This is a genomic window from Gemmatimonadaceae bacterium (assembly GCA_020852815.1).
Taxonomy (GTDB): Bacteria; Gemmatimonadota; Gemmatimonadetes; order Gemmatimonadales; family Gemmatimonadaceae; genus SCN-70-22.
Window position 1 is genome coordinate 120,058 of record JADZAN010000016.1, and the last position, 21,967, is coordinate 142,024.

The following is a 21,967-nucleotide window of genomic DNA, read 5'->3' on the forward strand; positions in this document are numbered from 1 at the left end:
CCGGCCTTCCCGCAATTTGCCCTCGCTTGCCTCCGCAATGACCACCGTCTTCAAGAACTTCATCGCCGGTCAGTGGGTTGCCCCCTCCACCGGTGACTACTTCGAGAATATCAATCCCGCCGATCACGGCGACGTGATTGGCCGCTTCCCGCGCTCCGGAAACGACGACGTGGAGCGCGCCGTCGCGTCGGCGCAGCGCGGCTTCGAGCTGTGGCGCCGAACGCCGGCCCCCCTGCGCGGCGACGTCCTGCGGCGCGTGGGCGACCTGCTCGCCGCCCGCAAGGAGGAACTCGCGAACCTGATGACCCGCGAGATGGGGAAGCCGCTGGCAGAGACGCGCGGCGACGTGCAGGAAGGGATCGATACCGCCTACTACGCCGCCGTCGAGGGGCGCCGCCTCTTCGGGCACACCGTCCCCAGCGAGCTGCGCAACAAGTGGGCGATGTCGTTCCGCCGCCCAATCGGCGTGGCCGGGATCGTGACGCCGTTCAACTTCCCGATGGCCATCCCCACCTGGAAGATGTTCCCGGCCCTGGTCTGCGGAAACGCCTGCGTCTTCAAGCCGGCGGAGGACGTTCCCCATACGGGAGCGGTCCTCCTGGAGATCATGCTCGAGGCGGGGCTCCCGCCAGAGGTGATCCAGCTGGTGCACGGCTTCGGCGAAACGGTCGGCGCCGCCATCGTGCGGCACCCCGAGGTCCCGCTGATCTCGTTCACGGGCTCCACCGAGACGGGCTCCAAGGTCGGCGAGACCTGCGGACGGATGCACAAGCGCCTCTCCCTCGAGATGGGGGGGAAGAACGCCCAGATCGTCCTCGACGACGCGGACCTCGAGCTGGCCCTCGACGGTGTGCTCTGGGGCGCCTTCGGGACGACCGGTCAGCGCTGCACCGCCACCTCGCGCCTCATTGTCCAGGGCGGGGTGCATGACCGACTGGTGGACATGCTCGTCGAACGGGTAAAGGGGCTCCGGCTGGGCGACGGGCGGCAACCCGGCACCGACGTGGGTCCGCTGATCCACGAGGAGTCGCTGCGAAAGGTCGAGCGCTACGTGCAGATCGGGCTCGATGAAGGGGCGCAGCTCGTCACCGGCGGGCGGCGCGCCACCGAGGGGGCGCTCGCCAAGGGGTTCTTCTTCCAGCCCACGATCTTTACCAATGTGCGCTCGGGGTCGCGCCTGGAGCAGGAAGAGATCTTCGGCCCTGTGCTCTCCGTGATCAAGGTCGAGACTCCGGAGGAGGCGTTCGCCGTCAACAACGACGTGAAGTACGGCCTCTCGTCGTCGCTCTACACGCGGAACGTGGAGCTGGCCTTCCGCGCCATGTCGGAGCTGGACAACGGCATCACCTACGTGAACGCTCCCACGATCGGCGCCGAGGCGCACCTCCCGTTCGGCGGCGTGAAGCAGACGGGGAACGGACACCGCGAAGGGGGGTGGGAAGTGTACGAGTTCTATTCGGAAACGAAGGTCTGTTACGTGGATTACTCTGGTGCGCTGCAACGGGCGCAAATCGACACGTATTCGGGCTGAGCAGGAACGCGGTGCGGGTGCGGAAGTCGCTGAGCGATGGCTCCGGCTTCCCCCCGCGGTCCGTGCGGTTGCGGCCTCCATGCGCCGCGGGTTAATTGCCCCGAACTCCGATGGTGTTGTCCTCCTCTGAACGAGACGACGTGGTCCAGCGCGTGGCGCGCAAGCTCACGCGGGGATCGGTGCGCCCGGAGGTCATCGCCGAGGCGGTGGATCGAACGTTAGGCGCGCTAGCCGCGCGCATGGGACACGCGTCGCACCCCTCGCCGGCAACATCGAGTTGGGGCGAGGCGCCGCCCGACGGAGCCTCGGGCGTCGCGATGGTTGCCGCCGTCGGCGTCCCCGACCTGGCCTCACGCCTGCGCGCAGCGCTCGAGGGCGCGGGGCACTCGGTGGGGGCGATGGCAGCGGCGACCGAAGGGCGTCACACCGTTGTCGCGCTGCCGTGGCCCTCGACCGACGCCGCGCAGCTGCGAGCCGTCGCCGAAACGCTCGGCGCGCGTTTCAGCTGGCGAGGAGACGTGCGATGATCCAGCGCGCGAGCGTCGGGGCAACGACGCCAACCACGGCAGCGGCTGCACAACCGTCCACATCGATGGGTGCCGGGAACGGCGCGCTCTCCCCGGCGGCGCGCTCGACCGCCGCCAGCGAGGGGCGCGGCACCATCTCCCAGTGGGAACGTGACGCCGCGCTGGATCGCGTCAACACGTCGCGGCCGCGCGTCCTGCGCACCTTCTGGGAATGGGCCAAGTCGTTCCAACTCGCCGTCCTCCTCTTCCTGGTGATCCGCGCCTTCGTGGTCGAGGCGTTCAAGATCCCAAGCGGGAGCATGGAGGGAACACTGCTCGTTGGTGACTTCCTGCTCGTGAACAAGATGGTGTACGGCGCCGAGGTCCCGTTCACCGGAAAGCGCCTCCCGGCGGTGCACCTCCCCGAGCGCGGCGACGTGATCGTCTTCCAATGGCCCGTCGACCCGACGAAGAACTTCGTCAAGCGGCTCGTCGGTGTTCCTGGCGACACGCTGCGCATGGAAGAAGGAGTCCTCTTCCGCAACGGTGTGCGGCTGCAGGAGTCGTACGTGCACCACTCCGACCCCGGGGCCGATCCTGCCGGTGAAGAGTTCCGCTGGCAGCGCGACTACCTCGTGAAGACCGCCGAGGCATCGATCGGTTATCATCCGTCGCGCAACAACTGGGGCCCGCTCGTGGTCCCGCTGGAGCACCTCTTCGTCCTCGGCGACAACCGCGACAACTCCCTCGATTCCCGCTACTGGGGATTCGTGCCCGACTCGCTGGTTCGGGGGCAGCCCATGGTGGTCTATTACAGCTACGTTCCCGATTCGTCGGCCCGCCTGGATTTCCTGACCCGCATTCGGTGGCATCGACTCGGCGACCGCGTGCGCTAGCTTTTCCCACGTCTCCTCCAGCACTTCCCGGTTCTTCCCCCAGACACTCCGGCTGACGCCCTGGCGTCCCCGGACCGCCGTTCACCAGGAGCCCACGTGGCTGCCGGACGTATCGCATCCAAGAAGTCGTCGTTCGACGAAGGTTCGCTCGACCAGTACCTGCGCGACATCAGCGCGTATCCGCTCATTGCGCGCGAGGAGGAGGTGTTCCTCGCGCAGCGGATTCGCACCGGTGACCAGGACGCGCTGGACAAGCTGGTGCGCTCCAACCTGCGCTTCGTCGTCTCGGTCGCGAAGAAGTACCAGAACCAGGGGGTCTCGCTCTCGGACCTCATCAACGAGGGGAATCTCGGCCTCATTCGCGCGGCCCACAAATTCGACGAGACCAAGGGGATCAAGTTCATCTCGTACGCGGTGTGGTGGATCCGCCAGGCGATCCTCCAGGCGCTGGCCGAACAGTCGCGCATCGTGCGCGTCCCGCTCAACCGCGCCGGCACGCTGCACCGCATCGGCAAGCGCGCCAACTCGCTGTTGCAGGAACTGGGGCGCGAGGCGACACACGCCGAGATCGCCGAGGGGATGGACATCACCGAAGAGGAAGTCGCCAAGACGATGTCGATCTCGCAGGCGCACCTCTCGCTGGATGCGCCGCTGACGCCGGGCGAGGACAACAAGCTCCTCGACTACCTCCCCGACAACCTCAACCCGACGCCCGACGAGCAGACGTTCGAGAAGGCGCTCACCGAGTCCATCGAGGAGGCGCTCTCGTCGCTCAAGGAGCGCGAGGCGAAGATCCTCCGCCTCTACTTCGGCCTGGACGGCGAGGAGCCGATGACGCTGGAGCAGATCGGCTCGTTGTTAGGCATCACCCGCGAGCGCGTGCGGCAGATCAAGGAGAAGGCACTGTCGCGGCTGCGGCACGTGTCGCGGGCGCGGGCCCTCGAGTCGTACCTTGGCTGAAGGACGCACGGGGGAGGCGGGGCGGGGGACGGGCGATGTCCCGGCGACCGGGATGGAGGGGTTGCGCGATGGCAACGAACACCTCGAGCTCTCGTTTGCTGGTTTCTCCCGCTTGTTTGTCCTCGCGGGGCGCGCGGTCACGCTGCGCTGCCCGCATTGCGGCAAGGGGCCCGTCCTCGTGAACTGGTTCCGCTTGCGCCCGGCGTGCGGCGCCTGCACTCGGCAGTTGGAGCGCGGCGAGCCGGACTACTTCATCGGCGGGATGATGTTCAACCTGATCCTCGCCGAGCTGCTCTTTGCCGGGATCTTCGTCGCCGTCCTGGTGGTCATGTGGCCAACCGTCCCGTGGGACGGGATCTCGATCGGTGCGCCGCTCGGGATCGCCATCGCCCCGATCCTCCTCTATCCCATCTCGAAGCTCGTCTGGCTCGCCTTCGACCTGGCGTTCCGGCCCGAGCGCGAGTCGTGAACGGCACCCCGACCGGGGCCCGCCGGCACGCTCCCTGAACCGGTTGCACCGAACGACGCGTTCCCATGGCCCAGCTCAATTCGTTCGACGTCACGACCGGCGTCGACCTGCAGGAAGTCGACAACGCCGTGAACCAGGCGGGAAAGGAGATCGCCACGCGCTACGACTTCAAGGGGTCGAAGGCGGCGATCGACTTCAACCGCACCGACGGGAAGCTCGTCCTCACCGCCGAGGACGACTTCAGGATGCGCGCACTCTTCGACATCCTGCAGAGCAAGCTGATCAAGCGCGGCGTCCCGGTGAAGAACCTCGACGTTGGCGACACCAAGGAGGCCGGCGGCGACACGGTGCGCAAGGACATCGGGCTCAAGATGTCGCTCGACTCCGAGACGGCGAAGAAGGTCTCCGCCGCCATCAAGGACGCCAAGCTCAAGAAGGTGCAGGCGGCCATCCAGGGTGACCAGGTGCGGGTCAGTTCGCCGTCGCGCGACGACTTGCAGCTGGCCATCGCCCTCCTGCGCTCCACCGACTTCGGCGTCGAGCTCAAGTTCGGCAACTACCGTTAGGCGCGCAGGCACGCGCCGTCGCGTGCCATCGCGCCTGTTCGCTCGCCCAATCGCCCGCTCGCTCGCTCGCCTGCACGCTGGCTCACCGCCCCCCGGCCTCGCCCCGCACGCCCCATGTCGTCGCCCGTCTCGAGCGCCTTTGCCCCGCGTCGCATCGTCATCGGCGCCAACGCGCACGCGGAGCTCGCCGCCGCGCTCCTCGCCAAGCGCCCCGACCTCGAGATCCGCGGCAACCGCTTCACCGACCTCACCCCCGCCGACCTGGCGTGGGGCCAAGCCTATGTCGGCTTCAAGCGCCCGCCGCTCCCAACCATGGGAAACATCCGCTGGGTGCACTGCACCGGCGCCGGCGTCGACTCGTGGCTCTATCCCGAGGAACTCCCGCGCGACATCCTGCTCACGCGCAGCAGCGAGTCGTTTGGGCCAATGATCGCCGAGTGGGCCGTGGCGCGTGCGCTCGCCTTCTCGCAACAACTGGTCGACCTGGCGCAGTGCCAGCGCCTGCACCGCTGGGCGCCGCGCGACCTCACGCTGCTGCGGGGGAGCAAGGCGGTGATCGTCGGGACGGGAGACGTGGGGACGGCATGTGCGCGCGTCTTCCACGCCCTCGGATGCCGCGTGTATGGCGTCTCGCGTTCTGGCGAAGGTGACGCATCGATCTTTGCCGCCATGGCACAAGTCTCGGCGCTCAAGGACATGGTGGCCATCGCCGACTGGCTTGTCGTCACGCTCCCGCTCACGTCGTCCACGCGCCGGCTCATCAACCGCGACGTGCTGGCCGCCTGTCGCGGCGCCGTGCTGATCAACGCCGGCCGCGGCGCCGTCATCGAGGAGTCGGCGCTCACCGAGGCGCTCGACCAGGGATGGCTCAAGGGGGCCGCGCTCGACGTCTTCGAGGTCGAGCCGCTCCCCGTCGACTCGCCGCTCTGGCAGGACACGCGCGTGATGGTCTCCCCGCACATCTCCGGCCTCACCACGGTGGACGGCGCCGCCGCCGGCTTCCTCGAATGCCTCGCCGCCTTCGAGAAGGGCGAGCGCACCAGGTGGGAAGTCGATCGCTCGCGCGAGTACTAGGCACCGGACGGGGCAGGTCCTGTTCCGCGCGCACTCCCGTCCCACGTCCCCCGTCTGCTGTAGAGATGAAGTTCTCCGTCATCACGTTAGGCTGCGACAAGAACACCGTCGATTCCGAGCGCACCATCGCCGAGCTGGTGGCGCACGGCGCGGAGCGCACCACGTCGACGGCGGAGGCCGACGTGATCGTCGTGAACACGTGCGGTTTCATCGATGCCGCCAAGCGCGAGTCGCTGGAGGCGATCCTCGAGGCGGCGCGGCACAAGGAAGCGGGACGCTGCCAGCTTGTGGCGGCCGTCGGCTGCATGGTGACGCGCCACAAGGAGGAGCTGGCCGAGTCGCTTCCCGAGGTCGACCTCTTCCTCTCGACGGCGGAGTCGGATCGCCTCGTGCCGGAGCTGGAGTCGCGCGGGCTCCTGTCCGATGCGCCGATGCTGCACCACCCCGGCGTTCGACTCTACGCCGGCGACCTCCCGCACGTGCGTTACCTCAAGATCAGCGAGGGGTGCGACCACGGGTGCGCCTTCTGTGCGATTCCGCTGATGCGCGGCCGGCACCGTTCATTCGCGTTAGGCGACGTGGTGCGCGAGGCGCAGCTGCTCGAGGCGCAGGGGGCGCGCGAGGTGAACCTCGTGGCGCAGGACCTGGCGCACTATGGCCGTGACGTGCGCGACGGCCAGGGGCTCCCCGCGCTGTTGCGCGCGCTGCTCGACGAGACGTCGATCCCCTGGTACCGCCTCCTCTACATCTACAGTGCCGGGCTCACGCCGGCGATGCTCGACCTCATCGCCCGTGAGCCGCGCCTCGTGCGCTATCTCGACATCCCCATGCAGCACGCCGCCGACTCCGTGCTCGCCCGCATGCGCCGCCCCGAGCGCAAGGCCAGGCAGCGCGAGACGCTGCGCCGGCTGCGTGAATGCATCCCCGGCGTCGCCATCCGCACCACCGTCATCGTCGGTTTTCCCGGGGAGACCGAGAATGAGTTCCAGGAGCTGCTCGATTTCCTCGAGGAGGTGCAACTGGAGCGCGTGGGAGCATTCACCTATTCGCCGCAGGAAGGGACCACGGCCTTCGACATGGCCGATGACGTCCCCGACGAGGTGAAGCGCGAGCGCCTCGAGCGCGTGCAGGAGGTGCAGCGCCTCATCACGGCGGATCGCTACGAGTCGTGGCTGGGGCGCGAAGCGCGCGTCCTCGTCGATCGCCCGAGCGACCGCGCGAGCGACCGCGCGAGCAACCGCGCCGGCGTGGTGCAAGGGCGACTGGAGGCGCAGGGCGACGATATCGACGGCGTGACGTGGGTCACGCTCGATGGCGTCGAAGCCTCCCCGGGAACCATCCTGCAGGTGCGGCTCGACGAGGTGGTGGACGACTACGACTTCGCGGCGACCGCGCTCCGTGTCCTCGACTCACCCGCGGCGCCGGCGCCGCCCCGGGCCGGGCGCATTCTCCCGGTTGCCTCGGGGAGCGTGGGGAGCTTCGGGCGGTAGGGAAGGCGCGCCGGGCGTGACGCACTCGGCGCCGGGGGCGTCCCTGAAGGAGTTCGTTAGGCAATCGCCCGCTCCCCGCCACGGTGCGCCCAGTCCAGTCGCCAGCTGCTCGTCTCCGGATTCCCCGCATCGTTGTGTGCTGCGTCACGTTGGTGGCGTGGTCCGCCGGCGGGGCGATGTCGCCCCCGCGCTCGCGGCAACTCGCGCCAGCCGTGCCAGCAGTGCCCGCCGCGCCAGCGGAGCCAGCCGCGCCACCAGCGCCGGGGCGCGACGTTCGCGTGGTGGTTGGCTCGGTGACTGGCGACGCGGTGCCCGGCGCCACCGGTGCGTGGGTCTTGCGCGACGCTTGGGGGAGAACGCATGCCCGGGGGAGCACGCCGCCGGATCTCGTCCTGGAGCGGCGCAACCGTCGCGTGCGCGCCGTCATTGGCGGCGGGACGCGCGCCACCGCGTGGAGCGAGGAGCCGCTCGTCCTGGAGAGCGACGCCGCCGGATCGGCGGTCACCTGGGAGGGGAGGCGCTATCGCGGCGTGCTCGCCTTCACCCCGGTCGATACTGCGCTCCTCGTCGTGAATCGCCTCCCGCTCGAGGCGTACCTGCGCGGCGTGGTCCCCCTCGAGCTCGGGGTCAGGTCGCCTAACGATGCATCGGCGCTCGAGGCGCAGGCCATCGCGGCACGCAGCTATACCGCGGTCCGGATGCGCGAGGGCGAGCGTCGCCCCTTCGACCTCACCGACGATGCATGGGACCAGGTCTACGGCGGGATGGAGGCGGAGCACCCCATTGCCGATGCGTCGGTCGAGGCCACGCAGGGACTCGTCCTCACCTGGCGCGGCGAGGTGGTCCGCGCGCCGTACCACTCCACGTGCGGCGGCGCGACCATCGCCGCGACCGAGGCCTGGAGCGGGGTGCGCGACGAGCCCTGGCTGCGCGGGGTGTCGGATGCGCGCAGTCCCGCGGAGGGGGGCGGCGCGTGGTGTGATCGCTCGCCGCGCTTTCACTGGGAGCGGAGCTTTGACCGGCGCGCGCTGGACGATGCGGTGGAGCGCTACGTGCGCGCCCAGGGGGCGGGAATGCTCGTCGCTGGCGGCGCGGTGCGCGGCGCACGCATCGAGGCGCGCACGCGCTCGGGGCGCGTGGCGGCGCTGGTTCTCGAGACCGATGGCGGGAACGTGAGGCTCGCGGGGACGACGCTGCGCACCACGCTGCGCAATGCACGTGGCGAGATCCTGAACTCGACCTATTTTTCGCTCGAGCCGGTAATTGGGCGTGACGGCCGGCTCATGCAGCTGACGCTTCGGGGAACCGGTAACGGCCACGGCGTCGGGATGTGCCAATGGGGAGCGATCGGCCGCGCGCGCTCGGGGCACGACGCGCGTGCCATCCTCACGGCGTACTTTCCCGGCACCGAGGTCGAACGGCTGCGCTGACGGCGCGTCCCCAGGGGCGTGTGTCGAGGACTGCGTGGCCCCCCGACCGTGTGCTGCGCCGCCGAACCGCACGCCTAACGACGTTCTCCGGTCTCATGGTCTCACCCGTTCGCATTGCCGTCGTTGGCGCCGGTGCCATCTCCCAGATGGCCCACCTCCCCGTGCTCGCCAAGCTGCGCGGTGTGCAGGTGGTGGCCTTGTGCGACAACGACCGCGCCAAGGCGCGCGCCCTCGCCGATCGCTTCGGGATTCCCGACGCCTTCTCCGACATCGACGACCTGCTCGACTACGACCAGCTCGATGCGGCCGTCGTGGCCACGCCGTCGCACCTGCACGAGCCGCAGGTCTTGCAGCTGCTGGCATCCGGCCTCGACGTCCTGTGCGAGCGGCCGCTGTCGCTCACCGCCAAGGGCATCGACCGTATCCTGGCACTTGCGTCGCGCGCCAACCGCAAGGTCTTCGTCGCCAACAACCATCGCTTCCGCACCGACGTGCAGGCGCTGGCCCGTTTCCTCACGGGCGGTGAGCTGGGCAAGCTCACCGGCGTGCGCGCCGGTTCGTATCACCCGCGCGGCAAGATCGAGGGATGGCGGCTGCGGCGGCAGGAAGCGGGGGGCGGGGCGCTGTTCGAGCAGGGGTTCGCGCTCATCGACCTCGCGATGTGGCTGGCCGATTTCCCCGCGCCCACGCGCGTGTGGGCGCACATCGAGCGCGCGCGCGGCGCCAACGCCGTCGAGGAATCGGCGATGCTCGCCGTGGAGTGCGCCAATGGGGCGTCGTTCTCCTTCGACCTCTCCTGGGCCTATGTGGGCGAGGAGGATCGCTGGTGGTTCGAGACGCTCTGTTCGCGAGGGAGCGCGCGCCTGGCACCGCTGCGCGTGGTGAAGGAACTCAATGGGAAGCCGGTCGACGTTTCGCCAACGGGGGCCGCGGCGCGCGAAAGCGCCTTCATCCAGTCCTACCGCGCCGAGCTGGCACACTTCGTCTCCGCCGTGCGCGGCGAGGTGGACTACGAGGCGCCGACCGACCAACTCCTGGTGCACCGCCTCATCGAGGCGGCCTACAAGTCCGCGGAAGAAGGAAAGGAAGTGCGCCTGTGAGAAGGGCGTTCGCGCGATCGCTGTCCGCGCTCCTGCTGCCGCCGGTCCTCGCCCTGGCATCGATACTGGCACCGACGTTGGCGCCGGCGATCGCGCAGGCGCAGGAGCCGACCGCACCGGCCACGGCGCCGGCGGTCGGCCAGCCATCCGACGCGCCGCCCGGGAGCGAGCTCGAAGTCTATGTCATGACGATGGGGCAGGGCGACCTGCTGTGGGAACGGTTCGGGCACAACGCGTTAGGCATCCGCGACACGCGCACCGGGACCGACGTGGTGTTCAACTGGGGGATGTTCTCGTTCGAGCAGCCCGGCTTCCTCCCGCGCTTCCTGCGCGGCGAGATGCGCTACTGGATGGCGGGGTTCGACGCCACGCAGATGCTCCTCGCCTACCAGCGGGACAATCGTTCCGTCTCGGTCCAGCGCCTCAACCTCACCGCGGCGCAGAAGGACTCGCTGCGGCGCTTCGTCTTCTGGAACTCGCAGGACGAGCACAAGTTCTACCGCTACGACTATTACCGCGACAACTGCTCCACGCGCGTGCGCGACGCGATCGACCGCGTCATCGGCGGCGCCATCAGGCGCGCCAGCGACACGGTCGTGACGTCGATGACGTATCGCGACCATTCGTTGCGGCTGATGGACGGCATGTTCTGGACACGCACCGGGATCGACCTCGCCCTCGGCCACCCGACCGATCGCCGCATCTCGTCGTGGGAGGCGATGTTCATCCCGATGGAGTTCCAGCGCCGGTTGCGCGACATCCGCGTCCCCGACGTCAACGGGCAGCTCGTCCCCCTCGTCGTCTCGGAGCAGGAGCTGTTCACCGCCACGCGCCCCCCGGAACTGACCACCGTGCCCTCGCTCGCGCTGGGTGGGTTCGCGCTTGGCGTGATCGTGGCGATCCTCTGCTACCTGGCGGGTTTTCGCGTCGCCGGCGCCAGGTGGGCCGCGACTCTCGCCTTCGTGTGGGGCGCAGTCGCCGGCATACTCGGCCTCCTGCTCCTGCTGCTGTGGGTGGCGACGCAGCACGTCGCGGCGCATGCCAACCAGAACCTGTTCTTCATCAACCCGCTCTGGCTCGCGGTGGCGACGCTCCTCCCGTTCGTGGGGAGCTCGCGCCGCTGGCGTGACGCGCTCCTCCACGTCGTGCGCGTGCTCGCGCTGCTTTCTGTCGTTGGGGCCATCGTTGCTCTCACGCCATGGGGACAGCCGTCGGGCGCCATCGCCGCCTATGCCGCGCCGGTGAACGTCGCCATGTACTTCCTCGTCCTGCGCGTCGTCTACCTCGCCCAGCAGCGCGTCAATCGCGACGCCGCACACCTGGCGCGCCTCTCGCACTCGGCGCCGCGCCGATGAGGCGACCTGCATGAGCCACTCCATCGGCATCGACGTCGGCGGCACCTTCACCGACCTGGTGGCCGTCTCGCTCGACGACGGCGCGGTGCGCGCCGGCAAGGTCCTGTCCACGCCGCAGGACCAGAGCCTGGGAGTGGAGGAGGCGCTGCGCACGCAGGCGCCGCCGGCGGCTGCCGTGACGCGCATCGTGCACGGAACCACCGTCGTGACCAACATGCTCCTGGAGCGGCGCGGCGCCCGGGTGGCGCTCTGCGCGACGAACGGTGCGACCGACCTGCTCGAACTCCGGCGCCAGGAGCGTGCATCGCTGTACGACCTCTCGGCGCAGCATCCGGCACCGCTGGTCGATGCCTCGCAGGTGGTGGCGGTGCACGAGCGCCTCGAGCCGGGCGCCGAGCCGCGCCCCCTGACGGACGCCGAGGCGCGACGCGTGGCCGAGCAGGTCGCGGCGCTTTCGCCCGACATCGTGGCCGTCTCGCTGCTGCATGCGTACGCCGACGCCCGCCACGAATTGCAACTGGCGGAAGCGATCTCGACGCGCCTCCCCGGCGTCGACGTGGTGTGCTCGTCGCACGTCCTTCCCGAGATTCGCGAATACGAACGGACGGCGACCACGGCGTGCGAGGCGTACGCGCGTCCCGGGGTGCGCCGCTATCTCGACAACCTCACCGGGCGCGTGGCGTCGCTGGGGATGCCGGCCCCCGGCGTGGTGTCGTCCAGCGGCGGGATGCGCGAGGCGCTCGACGCCGCGCGCCACGCGGCCTCGCTCGCCCTCTCCGGGCCCGCGGGAGGGGTGGCGGGTGCGGCGCTCGTGGCGCGATTGGCGGGCTTCGAGCGCGCGCTGTCGATCGACATTGGCGGGACCAGTGCCGATGTGGGGCTCATCCTCGATGGCGAGCCGCTGGTGGAGGCGGGGGGGAGCGTTGCCGGCGTCCCCATCGCGCTTCCGCGGGTGCTGGTCGAGACCGTCTCGGCCGGCGGCGGATCGTTAGGGTGGGTCGACGATGGCGGGGCGCTGCGTGTGGGGCCGCGCAGCGCCGGCGCCCTCCCCGGGCCGGTCGCCTTTGCGCGCGGCGGGACGCAGGCGACCCTCACCGACGCCCACGTGGCGCTGGAGAACATCCGTGCCGATCGCCTGGCGCGCGACGTGCGGCTCGACGCCGACGGCGCCCGCGCCGCCGTGGCCCGGCTCGCCACCGCGTTAGGCGCCGATGCCGCGCGCACCGCGCAGGCGATGATCGCCACCGCCGACGCCGAGATGGCGCGCGCCCTGCGACGCGTGAGCGTGGAGCGCGGCGTCGACCCGCGTGGCTGCGTCCTCGTCGCCTTCGGTGGCGGCGGGCCGCTGCACGCCTGCGCCCTCGCCGGGCGACTCGGCATGACGCGCATCCTCGTCCCGCCGCACGCCGGCGTGCTCTCCGCGCTCGGTCTGGCCGTCGCCCCCGAACGGCGGCTGGGGATGGTGAGCGTGATGGCGACGCTCGACGCGCTCCCGGCGGGGGAACTGGCGCGGCTGGCGCTGGACGCGGAGCGACGCGCCGGCGGGAGCGGCACCCCGCAGTTTGTGGCGCGCATCCGCTATCGCGGGCAGGGGCACGAGCTGGAGGTGCCCGTTGCGCCTGGCGAAGAGGGCGAGGTGGTGTCGGCGCGTTTTGCCCGTGCCCACCTGGCGCGCTACGGCTTTGTCCTCGAGACGCCGATCGAGATGGTCTCGCTGCGGTGCACCACGTCGACGGACGCTCCTGCCGTCTCGCTCCGGCGACGGGGGCCCAATCGCTGGCGTGAGGGAACGTTCGTCGACGACGGCGGCGCACTCGCCACCACGGTCACCGGCCGCGCCGTCATCGCCCTCCCCGACGCCACGCTCCTCGTCGCCGAAGGCTGGCGCGCCCGCTCGTTGGACATGGGCGGGTGGTTGCTCGAGCAGGACGCCTCCCCCTAGCCCCGCGCACCTCCGAACTCCCGTCCCCCGTCCCCCGTCCCCCGTCCGCTTCTGAATGTCCTTCGACCCTCTCGCCCTCACCGTCTTTTCCAATGCGGTCGCCATGATCGCCGAGGAGATGGGGACCGTGCTCGAACGCGGGGCGCTGTCGCCTAACATTCGCGAACGTCGCGACGCCTCGTCGGCGCTGTTCGATGCGGCAGGGCGGATGATCGCGCAGGCGGCGCACATCCCGGTGCACCTGGGAGCGATGCCGGAGTCGGTGCGGGCGGTGCTGGCGCACGATCCGCGCGCTGGCGACGTCTTCCTGCTCAACGATCCCAACCACGGTGGCTCGCACCTTCCCGACCTCACCATGATCGAGGTCATCGCGGATGGCGATCGCATCGTCGGCTTTGCGGCGGTGCGTGCGCACCACGCCGACGTGGGCGGCATCTCGCCGGGATCGATGCCGCGCGGGGCAACGGAGCTGGTGCAGGAGGGGATCATCGTCCCGCCGGTGCGCATTGCGCGGCACGGGGAGTGGCAGGACGACGTGTTGCGCCTGGTGCTGGCCAACGTGCGCACGCCTGACGAGCGGCGCGGCGACCTGCGCGCGCAGCGTGCCGCCTGCGCCGCCGGTCGCGACGGCTGGCTGGCGTTGCGTGCGCGCGAAGGCGGCGCGATGGTGGAGGCGGCGTGCGACGCGCTCCTCGACTACACCGAACGGCGGACGCGTGCTCGCATTGCGCAGTTGGGGAGTGCGCGCGGCTCGGCGCGCGACGCCCTCGAGGGCGACGGCGTGACCGACGCCGACATCCCGATCGTCGTGGCGCTCGAGGCACTCGGCGACCGCCTGCGCCTCGACTTCACCGGGACGTCGCCGATGGTGGCGGGTAACGTCAACGCCCCCTTTGCCGTCACGAGAGCGGCGGCTGTCTTCGTCCTGCGCACCTTGCTCGACGACGACGTTCCGACCAACGACGGCATTGCGCGCGCGCTCGAACTCGTCGTCCCAGAGGGAACCGCGATCAATGCGCGCTGGCCGGCGGCAGTGGCGGCCGGCAACGTCGAAATGTCGCAGCGCGTGACCGACACGATCTTCGCCGCCCTCGCCGACGCCGGCGTGGACGTCCCGGCGCAAGGGCAGGGGACGATGAACAACATCACGTTCGGCGGGCGCGGCTGGACGTTCTATGAGACGTTAGGCGGCGGACAGGGGGGCTCGTCGCGCGGGGCGGGGCCGGATGCGGTGCACGTGGGGATGAGCAACACGCGCAATACGCCCATCGAGGCGCTGGAGCACGCCTATCCCATCCGCATCGACGAGTACGCCGTACGCCGCGGGTCGGGGGGAACCGGGGCACAGCGCGGGGGCGACGGCGTCGTGCGTCGCTATCGCGTCCTCGAACCGTGCACCGTCACGCTCGTCACCGAGCGTCGGCGGCGCGCCCCGTTAGGCGCGGTGGGTGGCGGCAACGGGCACCCCGGGCTCAACCTGCTCAACGGCGAGCCGATTCCGGCCAAGTGTCGCCTCGAGCTGCGGCCGGGCGACGTCGTCAGCGTCCTCACCCCGGGGGGCGGCGGGTGGGGCGAGGCGTGACGATGCCACACTCGCGATGACCCTGCCCAGACAGCGGGTCGCCCCTCGCGTCGCTACCTTCCCGGCATGCCATCGAATGCTTTCCTGAACGTGGCCGCGGTGCGCGTCGCCACGCGCCTCACCATGTGCCTTGCCCTCTGCTTCGGCGCGTCCGTTCCGTCAGCCGCAACGGCACAGCAGGGGCGCGAGTATGCGGGGCGAGGGGCTCCGCAGGTCACCGTCCCTCGTCTGGACGAGCCCATCACGCTTGACGCGGCGCTCGACGAGCCGGCGTGGAACCGCGCGGCGCGCCTCACGGGCTTCTGGCAGTACCAGCCGGTGGACCAGCGTGAGGCCGCTGAGCCCACCGAGGTTCGCGTCCTGTATTCGGCGCAGGCGATCTACTTCGCCATCATCGCCACGTCCGACTCGGGGAGCGTTCGCGCCACGCTCTCCAAACGCGACCAGATCGCCAACGACGATCGCGTCACGATCTACCTCGACACCTTCGACGACCGGCGCCGCGCCTTCTTCTTCGGCGCCAACGCGTTAGGCGTGCAGCTGGACGGCGTGCGCACCGAGGGGGCGGCCAGCGCGGGCAACATGTTCGGCGGGAGCGTCGACCTCAATCCTGACTTCCGATTCGAGACGCGCGGGCGCCTCACGGCCACGGGCTACACTGTCGAGATGCGGATCCCGTTCAAGAGCCTGCGCTTCCCCAACGGCGCGCAGCGGTGGGGCATCCAGGTGGTGCGCAATATCCCGGGACGTGGCGCCGAGGACACCTGGACCGATGCACAGCGCGGCGCCTCGTCGTTGCTGGCGCAGTCGGGGCTCCTGCTGGGGATCGACAACGTCGAGCGCGGCATCGTCACCGACATCCAGCCGTTCATCACCGAGGCGGTGTCGGGCTCGCGCACCGCCGACGGACGTTTCGCGCGCGACAACGGGACCCTTGACGGCGGCGTGAACCTTCGCTTCGGCTTTCCGTCGTTTGCCGCCGAGGGGACCATCAACCCCGATTTCTCGCAGGTGGAGTCCGACGCGGGGCTGGTGACGGTCAACGAGCGCTTCACCCTCTTCCTCCCGGAGCGCCGCCCATTCTTCCTCGAGGGGATCGAGCTCTTTGCCACGCCGGGCCAGCTCGTCTACTCGCGGCAGATCGCGAACCCGGTCGCCGGCGCCAAGCTCACGGGGAAGCTCGGGCGCGCCGGATTCGCCCTCCTCTCCGCGCTCGACGAGGTTCCGGGGAAGGATGCGCTCTTCAACATCGCGCGCCTGCGCGCCGACTACGGTGGCAACTCGATCGTGGGGCTCACCGTCACCGATCGGCGCCGGACCGGCGAGGGCAACACCGTGGTCGCCGCCGACAACCGTCTCGTCTTCCGCAAGCTGTACTACTTCGAGACGCAGTTCGGGCAGTCGATCACCACGCGCGACAACGAGACGCGATCGGCACCAGTCTGGCGCGCCGAGTTCGATCGCACCGGACGATCGTGGGGATTCAACTACCAGCTGCGCGGCTTTGGAGATCGTTTTGAGAGCGATGCCGGTTTCGTCCCGCGCGTCGGCTATCAGTATGCGCACGGCTTCAATCGACTCGCCTGGCTGGGGAAGGCCGGCTCGCTCTTCCAGAACGTGACGGTGTTCGGCGGGCCGACGCGCTATTGGCGGCACGGATCGCTCTCCAGCGCGTCGCAACTGGAGGGGCAGGACGAGGTGAGTGGCTTCATCACCATGCGTGGCGGCTGGAGCATCAGTCCGTCGGTGAGCCGCGACTTCTTCCAGGTGGATCGCAGCGTTGCGGCTGGCGTCTATGCCTACGACATCGAGGGGCATCTCACGCCGTGGGACCCCAGCGTGCGCCTCAACGACCTCTGGTCAACGTCGCTGTCGGTCACGTCGCCCGTCTTCGGCAAGGTCAACGGCTCGCTGTCGTTCTCCAACGGCGCGGTGCCGATCTTCATCGAGGGGGTCGAGGGCAATCAACGCCGCGCCTCGGCGTCGATCCTGGTACGTCCCACCGCGGGGACGCGCATCGAGGCGACGCTCACCGATTCGCGCATCACGCGCTCGGCCGACGGCTCCGGCTATGCACACAGCACCATTCCGCGGCTCAAGGTCGAGTACCAGCCCACGCGCGCGCTCTTCTTCCGTGTCGTGTCGCAGTATCGCGCCGACCGCGTGGAGGCGTTGCGGCTGCGGGGCACCACGTTCCCGCTCTTCGATGCCGACGGCGTGGCGATCGCGGCCAGCGACACGCGCTCGCTGCGCACCGACTGGCTCATCCAGTACGAACCATCGCCGGGAACCACCGCCTTCATCGGCTACGGCGACGGGTGGCGTTCGCCGGGACGCCTGGCCGACACCGGGATGCGGCGGCAGAACGATGGGATCTTCCTCAAGGTGATGTACCTCTTCCGGCAGTGAGCCGGGCACATCGCCCGCGGCGTCAGAGCGTCAGCTCCATCCCCTCGGCAGCTGCAATCACGTTCACGCTGCCATTCCGTTCGAGCACCATCTTGTGGCACAGCGCGAGCATCTCGTCCATTGCCTCGTCGCTGCGGTCAGGCTCGTGGTGGAAGAGGACCAATGTCTCCACCTCGGCGGCGATCGCGAAGTCGACCGCGTCGCGGTAGGACGAGTGTCCCCAGCCGCGATGTTCCATGTACTCCGTCCCCGTGTACATCGCGTCGTGGATCAGGACCTTGGCGCCGCGGGCGAAGTCGACCAATGCGTCGCGCGACGAAGCCGAATCCGCATGGTCGCCGAACGGGTCGAGTTCGTTGTCCGGAATGAAGATCACCGAACGGTTGGCGTCGTGGTTTGCCGAGACGCGGAATCCCAGCGCGCTCCCCGGGTGGCGGACGTTGATCGTCTGCAGCTCGTAGCCAGGGCCGTCGTACCGCGGGCCGGCAAGCGTGCGCACTTCCATGCGTGCGCTCAACTGGTCGAAGTTGACGGGGAAGACGACGGGGCTCATCTGCTGGCGCAGGACCACCTCGAGCGATCGTTCCAGCGACGGCGAGCCCCACAACGTGAAGTGGTTCCCCGCCTGGAAGGTGGGGGTGAAGAAGGGGAGCCCCTGGATGTGGTCCCAGTGCGCGTGGGAGAAGAAGATCTCGCCGCGAATCGGGCGCCCGCTCCCGTCGGCCACCAGCGAGCGCCCCAACTCGCGAATGCCGGTCCCGGCGTCGAGGACGACGAGATGGTTGTCGTCGGTGCGCACCTCCACGCAGGTCGTGTTCCCGCCGTAACGCACGGTCGCGGGACCGGGGGAGGGACATGAACCGCGTGTTCCCCAGAAGCGAACTCGCATCACGACAGCGGGAGAAAAGAACGAGGAGGGGTGGACGGGAGCGGGGGTGACGAGGGACGGGAGGCGAGTCGCGTGAAGGCGACTGGTGGAGGTGGTGGGGTAGGGATTGTGTCCCGTCGACCTCCCGTCCGACGGGCGCCGCGCGCAGTGGCGGGGCGCCCCCGCGTGTTACACGCGCGCCTGCGCGAGTTGCTTGAGCGACGGGCGGTTGGCAACCGAGATGCGCCGGCGCTCGACGCGAATCAGCCCCTGGATCTGGAAGTCGCGGATGGTGCGTGACACCGTCTCGCGGCTCGCCCCGATCATGTGGGCGATCGTCTGGTGCGTGAGCGGCTTCTCGATCGTGTCCTTTCCCCCTTCCTCGGCAAAGTCGAGGAGGAGCCGGGCAATGCGTCCCGGGACGTCGAGGAGCGCGAGGCCGTGGATCTTGGCGTCGGCGCGGCGCAGGCGGCGCGCCAACTCGACCAGGAGCGACCAGGCGACCGCCGGATTGGCTTCGACTCGTCGGCGGAAATCGTCGCGACGCAACACGAGAAGGTTCGTATCCTCCATCGCGATCACGTGCGCCGATCGCGGCTGGTCGTCGATGAGTGACAGCTCTCCGAAGTGCTCGCCGACGCCGAGGACGCCGAGGATGACTTCACGTCCGTCTTCGCCGATCAGGACGACCTTCACGCGGCCGTCGCGGACGATGAAGAGCGAGTCGCCGGGATCGTCCTCGAAGACGATCACGCTCCCCTTCGGATAGTTCTTCTCGCGCGTAAGTTCGGCGAAGCGCTGGAGTTCGGCGTCGTCGAGTTTGGAGAAGATCGGAATGGAGCGAAGGAAGTTGCTGATATCCATCCGCGGTGCCTGTAGTGCTGAAGTCGGGAACGAAGATGTAGCCGGAGTCGGGTCGATCGCGAGCAGGGGAGCCATGACAGTGGCATTCCGAGGAGACGGCACGGAAGCGCGAGTAGACAAACACCCCGCCACAGGTAGGACGCCGCGCGGGACGTCCCGTCACAGTGGCGCTGTGCGCCGTTCCCCGTGCTTCGGCGCAAGCGTCGATGGCCTGTCACGCTGCGCCTGACAGTGCGCCGCGCGCCCCGCCGTGAGCCAACCGCGGCCTTACGGTTGCCGGAATCGCACGCCGCGTCTGTGGCGGGAGTCACAAGGCGGGGGGCTGGGGGGCGGCCGGGCGGCCGGGCGGCCGGGGCCGATTGGATCGGAAAGGGGTCAGAGTCAGCGAGAAATCACTTGAAGGGGGTCAGAGTCACCGAGAAATCACTTGAAGGGGGTCAGAGTCACCGAACCAAATTCTCGGTGACTCTGACCCCGAATTGGCTGACCTCGAACGTGCCCCGACTCTGCCCCCCTCCCCCCGCCCCGAACTTGTTTCCCACCCTCCACATCCGCTACATTCTCATGCTCTTTACCAGTACCTCGAGAGGCCTCCGTGAAAGCTGACATCCATCCGGAGTACGCCACCGCGACCGTGAAGTGCGCCTGCGGCAACAGCTGGCAGACGCGTTCCACGATCGGCGAACTCCACCTCGATATCTGCTCCAACTGCCACCCCTTCTTCACCGGGAAGCAGAAGCTCGTGGACACCGCGGGACGCGTTGAGCGCTTCCGCCAGAAGTACGCCGGGAAGTCGGCCTGAGCCTCCGCGACCGCTTAGCGGACGCCGTCGCGCGCGCCGCCGAAGTCGAGCGTGAACTCTCCGATCCAGCGACCGCCAAGGACTCCAGGAAGCTGGCAGCGCTAGGTCGCGAGCATCAGCGCCTCGGCGCGGTGGTCGAGCTGGCGAACCGCATTCGCAGGACCGAGGACGAGCTCGCGCAGGCGCGCGAGCTCGTTTCCATTGACGACCCCGAAATGGCCGCCGAGGCCACCGCCGAGGTCGAGCGACTCGCGCACGCCCTCGAACAGATGGACGTGGACCTCAAGCCGCTCCTCGTCCCGCACGACCCGCTCGACGACCGCCCGGCCATCGTCGAGATACGCGCCGGCACCGGCGGCGACGAGGCGGCGCTCTTCGCCGCCGACCTGTATCGCATGTACACCCGCTACATCGAGCGCCACGGCGGGTGGCGCATCGAGATCATGTCGCACTCCGACGCCACGCTGGGCGGCATCAAGGAAGTCGTCTTCAAGGTCATTGGCGACGGCGCCTTTGGTGCCATGCGCTGGGAGTCCGGGGTGCATCGGGTGCAACGCGTCCCCGCCACCGAAGCCGCCGGACGTATTCACACCTCCGCCGCGACGGTCGCCGTCCTTCCGGAGGCGGAAGAAGTGGACGTGAGCATCGACGACAGGGACCTCCGCATCGACGTCTATCGCGCGTCGGGGCCAGGGGGGCAGGGGGTGAACACCACCGACTCCGCGGTGCGCATCACGCACCTCCCCACCGGCATCGTCGTCTCCCAGCAGGACCAGCGCTCGCAGATCCAGAACAAGGCGAAGGCGATGGAGGTGCTCCGCGCTCGCATCCTCGACCAGCGCCTCTCGGAGATCCAGTCTGAGCGCGCCCGCATGCGCAAGACGCAGGTCGGCACCGGCGACCGTTCGGCGAAGATCCGCACCTACAACTTCCCGCAGAGCCGCGTCACCGATCACCGCATCAATGTCACCCTCTACGACATCTCCCGAGTGATTGACGGTGACATCGGCAAGCTGATCGAAGCACTGCGACTCGCCGACACGGAAGAGAAGCTCTCCGGCGACTCGGCCGCGTAAGGTGGGGAGCGAAGCCGCGCGCGCGGACGAGCCAGCCCCGCTCACCGTCGCCGAATGCGTAGCGCAGGTGACCGCCGTGCTGCGCCCGGCGTTCGGCCACGCCGCCGAGCGAGAAGCCCGCGACCTCGTGGCCGCGGTGCTGGAGCAGCCTCGCCACTGGCCTTCGACGTCGGCGGCCACGCGACTCGGCGAGGTGGAGCAGGGGCGCGTGCTGGCGGCCGCCGCCCGACGGCGCGCCGGAGCCCCGCTGGCCTACGCGGTGGGGACCGCGGCCTTTCGTCACCTCCTCCTTGGCGTCGACGAGCGCGTCCTGATTCCGCGCCCCGAAACGGAGTACCTGATCGACGTCGTCCTCGGCACGCCGCAGGGGAAGGGCGGCGGCCTGGCCGTCGATATTGGGACCGGTTCCGGAGCCATTGCACTGGCGCTGGCGGGCGAGGGGCCCTTTTCGCGCGTGGTTGCCACGGACATCTCCAACGACGCGCTGGCCGTGGCCCGCGCCAACGCGGCGCGCTGCGCGTCGTCGCTTCGCTGTTCCGTCGAGTTTCGCGCCGGCGACGCGCTGGCGCCGTTGCACGACATGGCGCATGAGGTCGACGCCATCGTCTCCAATCCCCCGTATATTGCCTTTGCCGAGGCGCGGGAACTGCCGCCTTCGGTCCGGGACTGGGAGCCTCCCCAGGCGCTCATCTGTCCCGAGGACGGCATGGCCGTTTCGGGGGTGATCGTGGCCGGCGGGTGGAAGCTGTTGCGCCCCGGCGGACTGCTCGCCTTCGAGACGGATGCGCGCCGGGCCGGGCGACTGGCCGACCTGGTGCGACGCCACGGCGCCTACGAGGACGTTCGCGTGATCCCCGACCTTGCCGGCCGGGACCGCTTTGTCCTGGCAACACGTCGATCCTGACGCGTGGCACCTGACGGCAGCACCGCCAGGCGTTGCACCTGCACCAACTCCAGCACCTGAAGCATCCGAAGCACCCGTTCCACCCGACCGTATCCAATCCAGCATGCCTAACGATGCGGCCCACGTGGCGCCGCAGCGTGCCG

Annotated in this window: 19 protein-coding genes; 17 read left to right on the forward strand and 2 right to left on the reverse strand. The window is 69.4% G+C overall.

From position 1 onward, the window contains the following. The first annotated feature begins 37 nt into the window (after window positions 1-37). From IT359_09545 to IT359_09610, 14 genes are all read left to right on the forward strand, one after another. Complete coding sequence (locus IT359_09545; GenBank protein MCC6929220.1) at window positions 38-1,531, forward strand: aldehyde dehydrogenase family protein; 1,494 nt, start codon at window positions 38-40, stop codon at window positions 1,529-1,531. A gap of 116 nt (window positions 1,532-1,647) precedes the next feature. Then, window positions 1,648-2,058: a hypothetical protein gene (locus IT359_09550; GenBank protein ID MCC6929221.1), complete on the forward strand. Its 411-nt coding sequence runs from the start codon at window positions 1,648-1,650 to the stop codon at window positions 2,056-2,058. After that, window positions 2,055-2,933: a signal peptidase I gene (gene lepB, locus IT359_09555; protein MCC6929222.1), complete on the forward strand. Its 879-nt coding sequence runs from the start codon at window positions 2,055-2,057 to the stop codon at window positions 2,931-2,933. The genes IT359_09550 and lepB overlap by 4 nt, the downstream gene beginning before the upstream one ends. Before the next feature lie 96 nt (window positions 2,934-3,029). Continuing rightward, window positions 3,030-3,893 carry an RNA polymerase sigma factor RpoD/SigA gene (locus IT359_09560; GenBank protein ID MCC6929223.1) on the forward strand — a complete coding sequence of 288 codons (864 nt, stop codon included), beginning with the start codon at window positions 3,030-3,032 and terminating at the stop codon, window positions 3,891-3,893. Further along, window positions 3,886-4,362, forward strand: coding sequence for a DUF983 domain-containing protein (locus IT359_09565; GenBank protein ID MCC6929224.1), 477 nt, complete (start codon window positions 3,886-3,888; stop codon window positions 4,360-4,362). Before IT359_09560 ends, IT359_09565 begins: the two co-directional genes overlap by 8 nt. A gap of 65 nt (window positions 4,363-4,427) precedes the next feature. Next, entirely contained in the window at window positions 4,428-4,928 is a 501-nt protein-coding gene (locus tag IT359_09570) for a YajQ family cyclic di-GMP-binding protein (protein MCC6929225.1), read from the forward strand. Between the two features lie 114 nt (window positions 4,929-5,042). Further along, window positions 5,043-6,002 carry a D-2-hydroxyacid dehydrogenase gene (locus IT359_09575; GenBank protein MCC6929226.1) on the forward strand — a complete coding sequence of 320 codons (960 nt, stop codon included), beginning with the start codon at window positions 5,043-5,045 and terminating at the stop codon, window positions 6,000-6,002. Between the two features lie 65 nt (window positions 6,003-6,067). After that, window positions 6,068-7,492, forward strand: a complete 1,425-nt coding sequence (rimO, locus tag IT359_09580; protein MCC6929227.1) for a 30S ribosomal protein S12 methylthiotransferase RimO — start codon at window positions 6,068-6,070, stop codon at window positions 7,490-7,492. A gap of 212 nt (window positions 7,493-7,704) precedes the next feature. Beyond that, window positions 7,705-8,922: a SpoIID/LytB domain-containing protein gene (locus tag IT359_09585; GenBank protein MCC6929228.1), complete on the forward strand. Its 1,218-nt coding sequence runs from the start codon at window positions 7,705-7,707 to the stop codon at window positions 8,920-8,922. 95 nt (window positions 8,923-9,017) lie between these two features. Continuing rightward, on the forward strand, window positions 9,018-10,022 hold the full coding sequence (locus tag IT359_09590; GenBank protein MCC6929229.1) for a Gfo/Idh/MocA family oxidoreductase: 1,005 nt from the start codon (window positions 9,018-9,020) through the stop codon (window positions 10,020-10,022). Then, the gene (locus IT359_09595; protein MCC6929230.1) at window positions 10,019-11,377 is read left to right on the forward strand and encodes a DUF4105 domain-containing protein; all 1,359 of its coding nucleotides are present in this window, start codon (window positions 10,019-10,021) and stop codon (window positions 11,375-11,377) included. Before IT359_09590 ends, IT359_09595 begins: the two co-directional genes overlap by 4 nt. Window positions 11,378-11,387: 10 nt before the next feature. Next, complete coding sequence (locus IT359_09600) at window positions 11,388-13,319, forward strand: hydantoinase/oxoprolinase family protein (GenBank protein MCC6929231.1); 1,932 nt, start codon at window positions 11,388-11,390, stop codon at window positions 13,317-13,319. 55 nt (window positions 13,320-13,374) lie between these two features. Further along, window positions 13,375-14,901, forward strand: coding sequence for a hydantoinase B/oxoprolinase family protein (locus IT359_09605; protein MCC6929232.1), 1,527 nt, complete (start codon window positions 13,375-13,377; stop codon window positions 14,899-14,901). A gap of 66 nt (window positions 14,902-14,967) precedes the next feature. Further along, the gene (locus IT359_09610) at window positions 14,968-17,310 is read left to right on the forward strand and encodes a carbohydrate binding family 9 domain-containing protein (protein MCC6929233.1); all 2,343 of its coding nucleotides are present in this window, start codon (window positions 14,968-14,970) and stop codon (window positions 17,308-17,310) included. A 22-nt stretch (window positions 17,311-17,332) separates the two neighbouring features. On the opposite strand, the gene IT359_09615 is transcribed toward IT359_09610, so the two are convergent. Together IT359_09615 and IT359_09620 are read right to left on the reverse strand one after the other, a co-directional pair. Next, complete coding sequence (locus IT359_09615) at window positions 17,333-18,142, reverse strand: MBL fold metallo-hydrolase (GenBank protein ID MCC6929234.1); 810 nt, start codon at window positions 18,140-18,142, stop codon at window positions 17,333-17,335. A 225-nt stretch (window positions 18,143-18,367) separates the two neighbouring features. Then, window positions 18,368-19,042, reverse strand: coding sequence for a Crp/Fnr family transcriptional regulator (locus IT359_09620; protein MCC6929235.1), 675 nt, complete (start codon window positions 19,040-19,042; stop codon window positions 18,368-18,370). Window positions 19,043-19,637: 595 nt separating this feature from the next. Between IT359_09620 and rpmE the strand changes: the two genes are divergently transcribed. The 3 genes from rpmE to prmC all read left to right on the forward strand — a co-directional run bounded on the left by rpmE (window position 19,638) and on the right by prmC (window position 21,824). Then, window positions 19,638-19,844: a 50S ribosomal protein L31 gene (gene rpmE, locus IT359_09625; GenBank protein ID MCC6929236.1), complete on the forward strand. Its 207-nt coding sequence runs from the start codon at window positions 19,638-19,640 to the stop codon at window positions 19,842-19,844. Further along, complete coding sequence (prfA, locus tag IT359_09630) at window positions 19,841-20,920, forward strand: peptide chain release factor 1 (protein ID MCC6929237.1); 1,080 nt, start codon at window positions 19,841-19,843, stop codon at window positions 20,918-20,920. Before rpmE ends, prfA begins: the two co-directional genes overlap by 4 nt. Before the next feature lie 76 nt (window positions 20,921-20,996). Next, the gene (gene prmC, locus IT359_09635; GenBank protein MCC6929238.1) at window positions 20,997-21,824 is read left to right on the forward strand and encodes a peptide chain release factor N(5)-glutamine methyltransferase; all 828 of its coding nucleotides are present in this window, start codon (window positions 20,997-20,999) and stop codon (window positions 21,822-21,824) included. Window positions 21,825-21,967: the final 143 nt, after the last annotated feature.

Coding starts and splice junctions, on each gene's coding strand:
- IT359_09545 (MCC6929220.1), top strand. CDS start 38: ATGACCACCGTCTTCAAGAACTTCATCGCCGGTCAGTGGGTTGCCCCC.
- lepB (MCC6929222.1), top strand. CDS start 2,055: ATGATCCAGCGCGCGAGCGTCGGGGCAACGACGCCAACCACGGCAGCG.
- IT359_09570 (MCC6929225.1), top strand. CDS start 4,428: ATGGCCCAGCTCAATTCGTTCGACGTCACGACCGGCGTCGACCTGCAG.
- IT359_09575 (MCC6929226.1), top strand. CDS start 5,043: ATGTCGTCGCCCGTCTCGAGCGCCTTTGCCCCGCGTCGCATCGTCATC.
- rimO (MCC6929227.1), top strand. CDS start 6,068: ATGAAGTTCTCCGTCATCACGTTAGGCTGCGACAAGAACACCGTCGAT.
- IT359_09590 (MCC6929229.1), top strand. CDS start 9,018: ATGGTCTCACCCGTTCGCATTGCCGTCGTTGGCGCCGGTGCCATCTCC.
- IT359_09600 (MCC6929231.1), top strand. CDS start 11,388: ATGAGCCACTCCATCGGCATCGACGTCGGCGGCACCTTCACCGACCTG.
- IT359_09605 (MCC6929232.1), top strand. CDS start 13,375: ATGTCCTTCGACCCTCTCGCCCTCACCGTCTTTTCCAATGCGGTCGCC.
- IT359_09610 (MCC6929233.1), top strand. CDS start 14,968: ATGCCATCGAATGCTTTCCTGAACGTGGCCGCGGTGCGCGTCGCCACG.
- IT359_09620 (MCC6929235.1), bottom strand. CDS start 19,042: ATGGATATCAGCAACTTCCTTCGCTCCATTCCGATCTTCTCCAAACTC.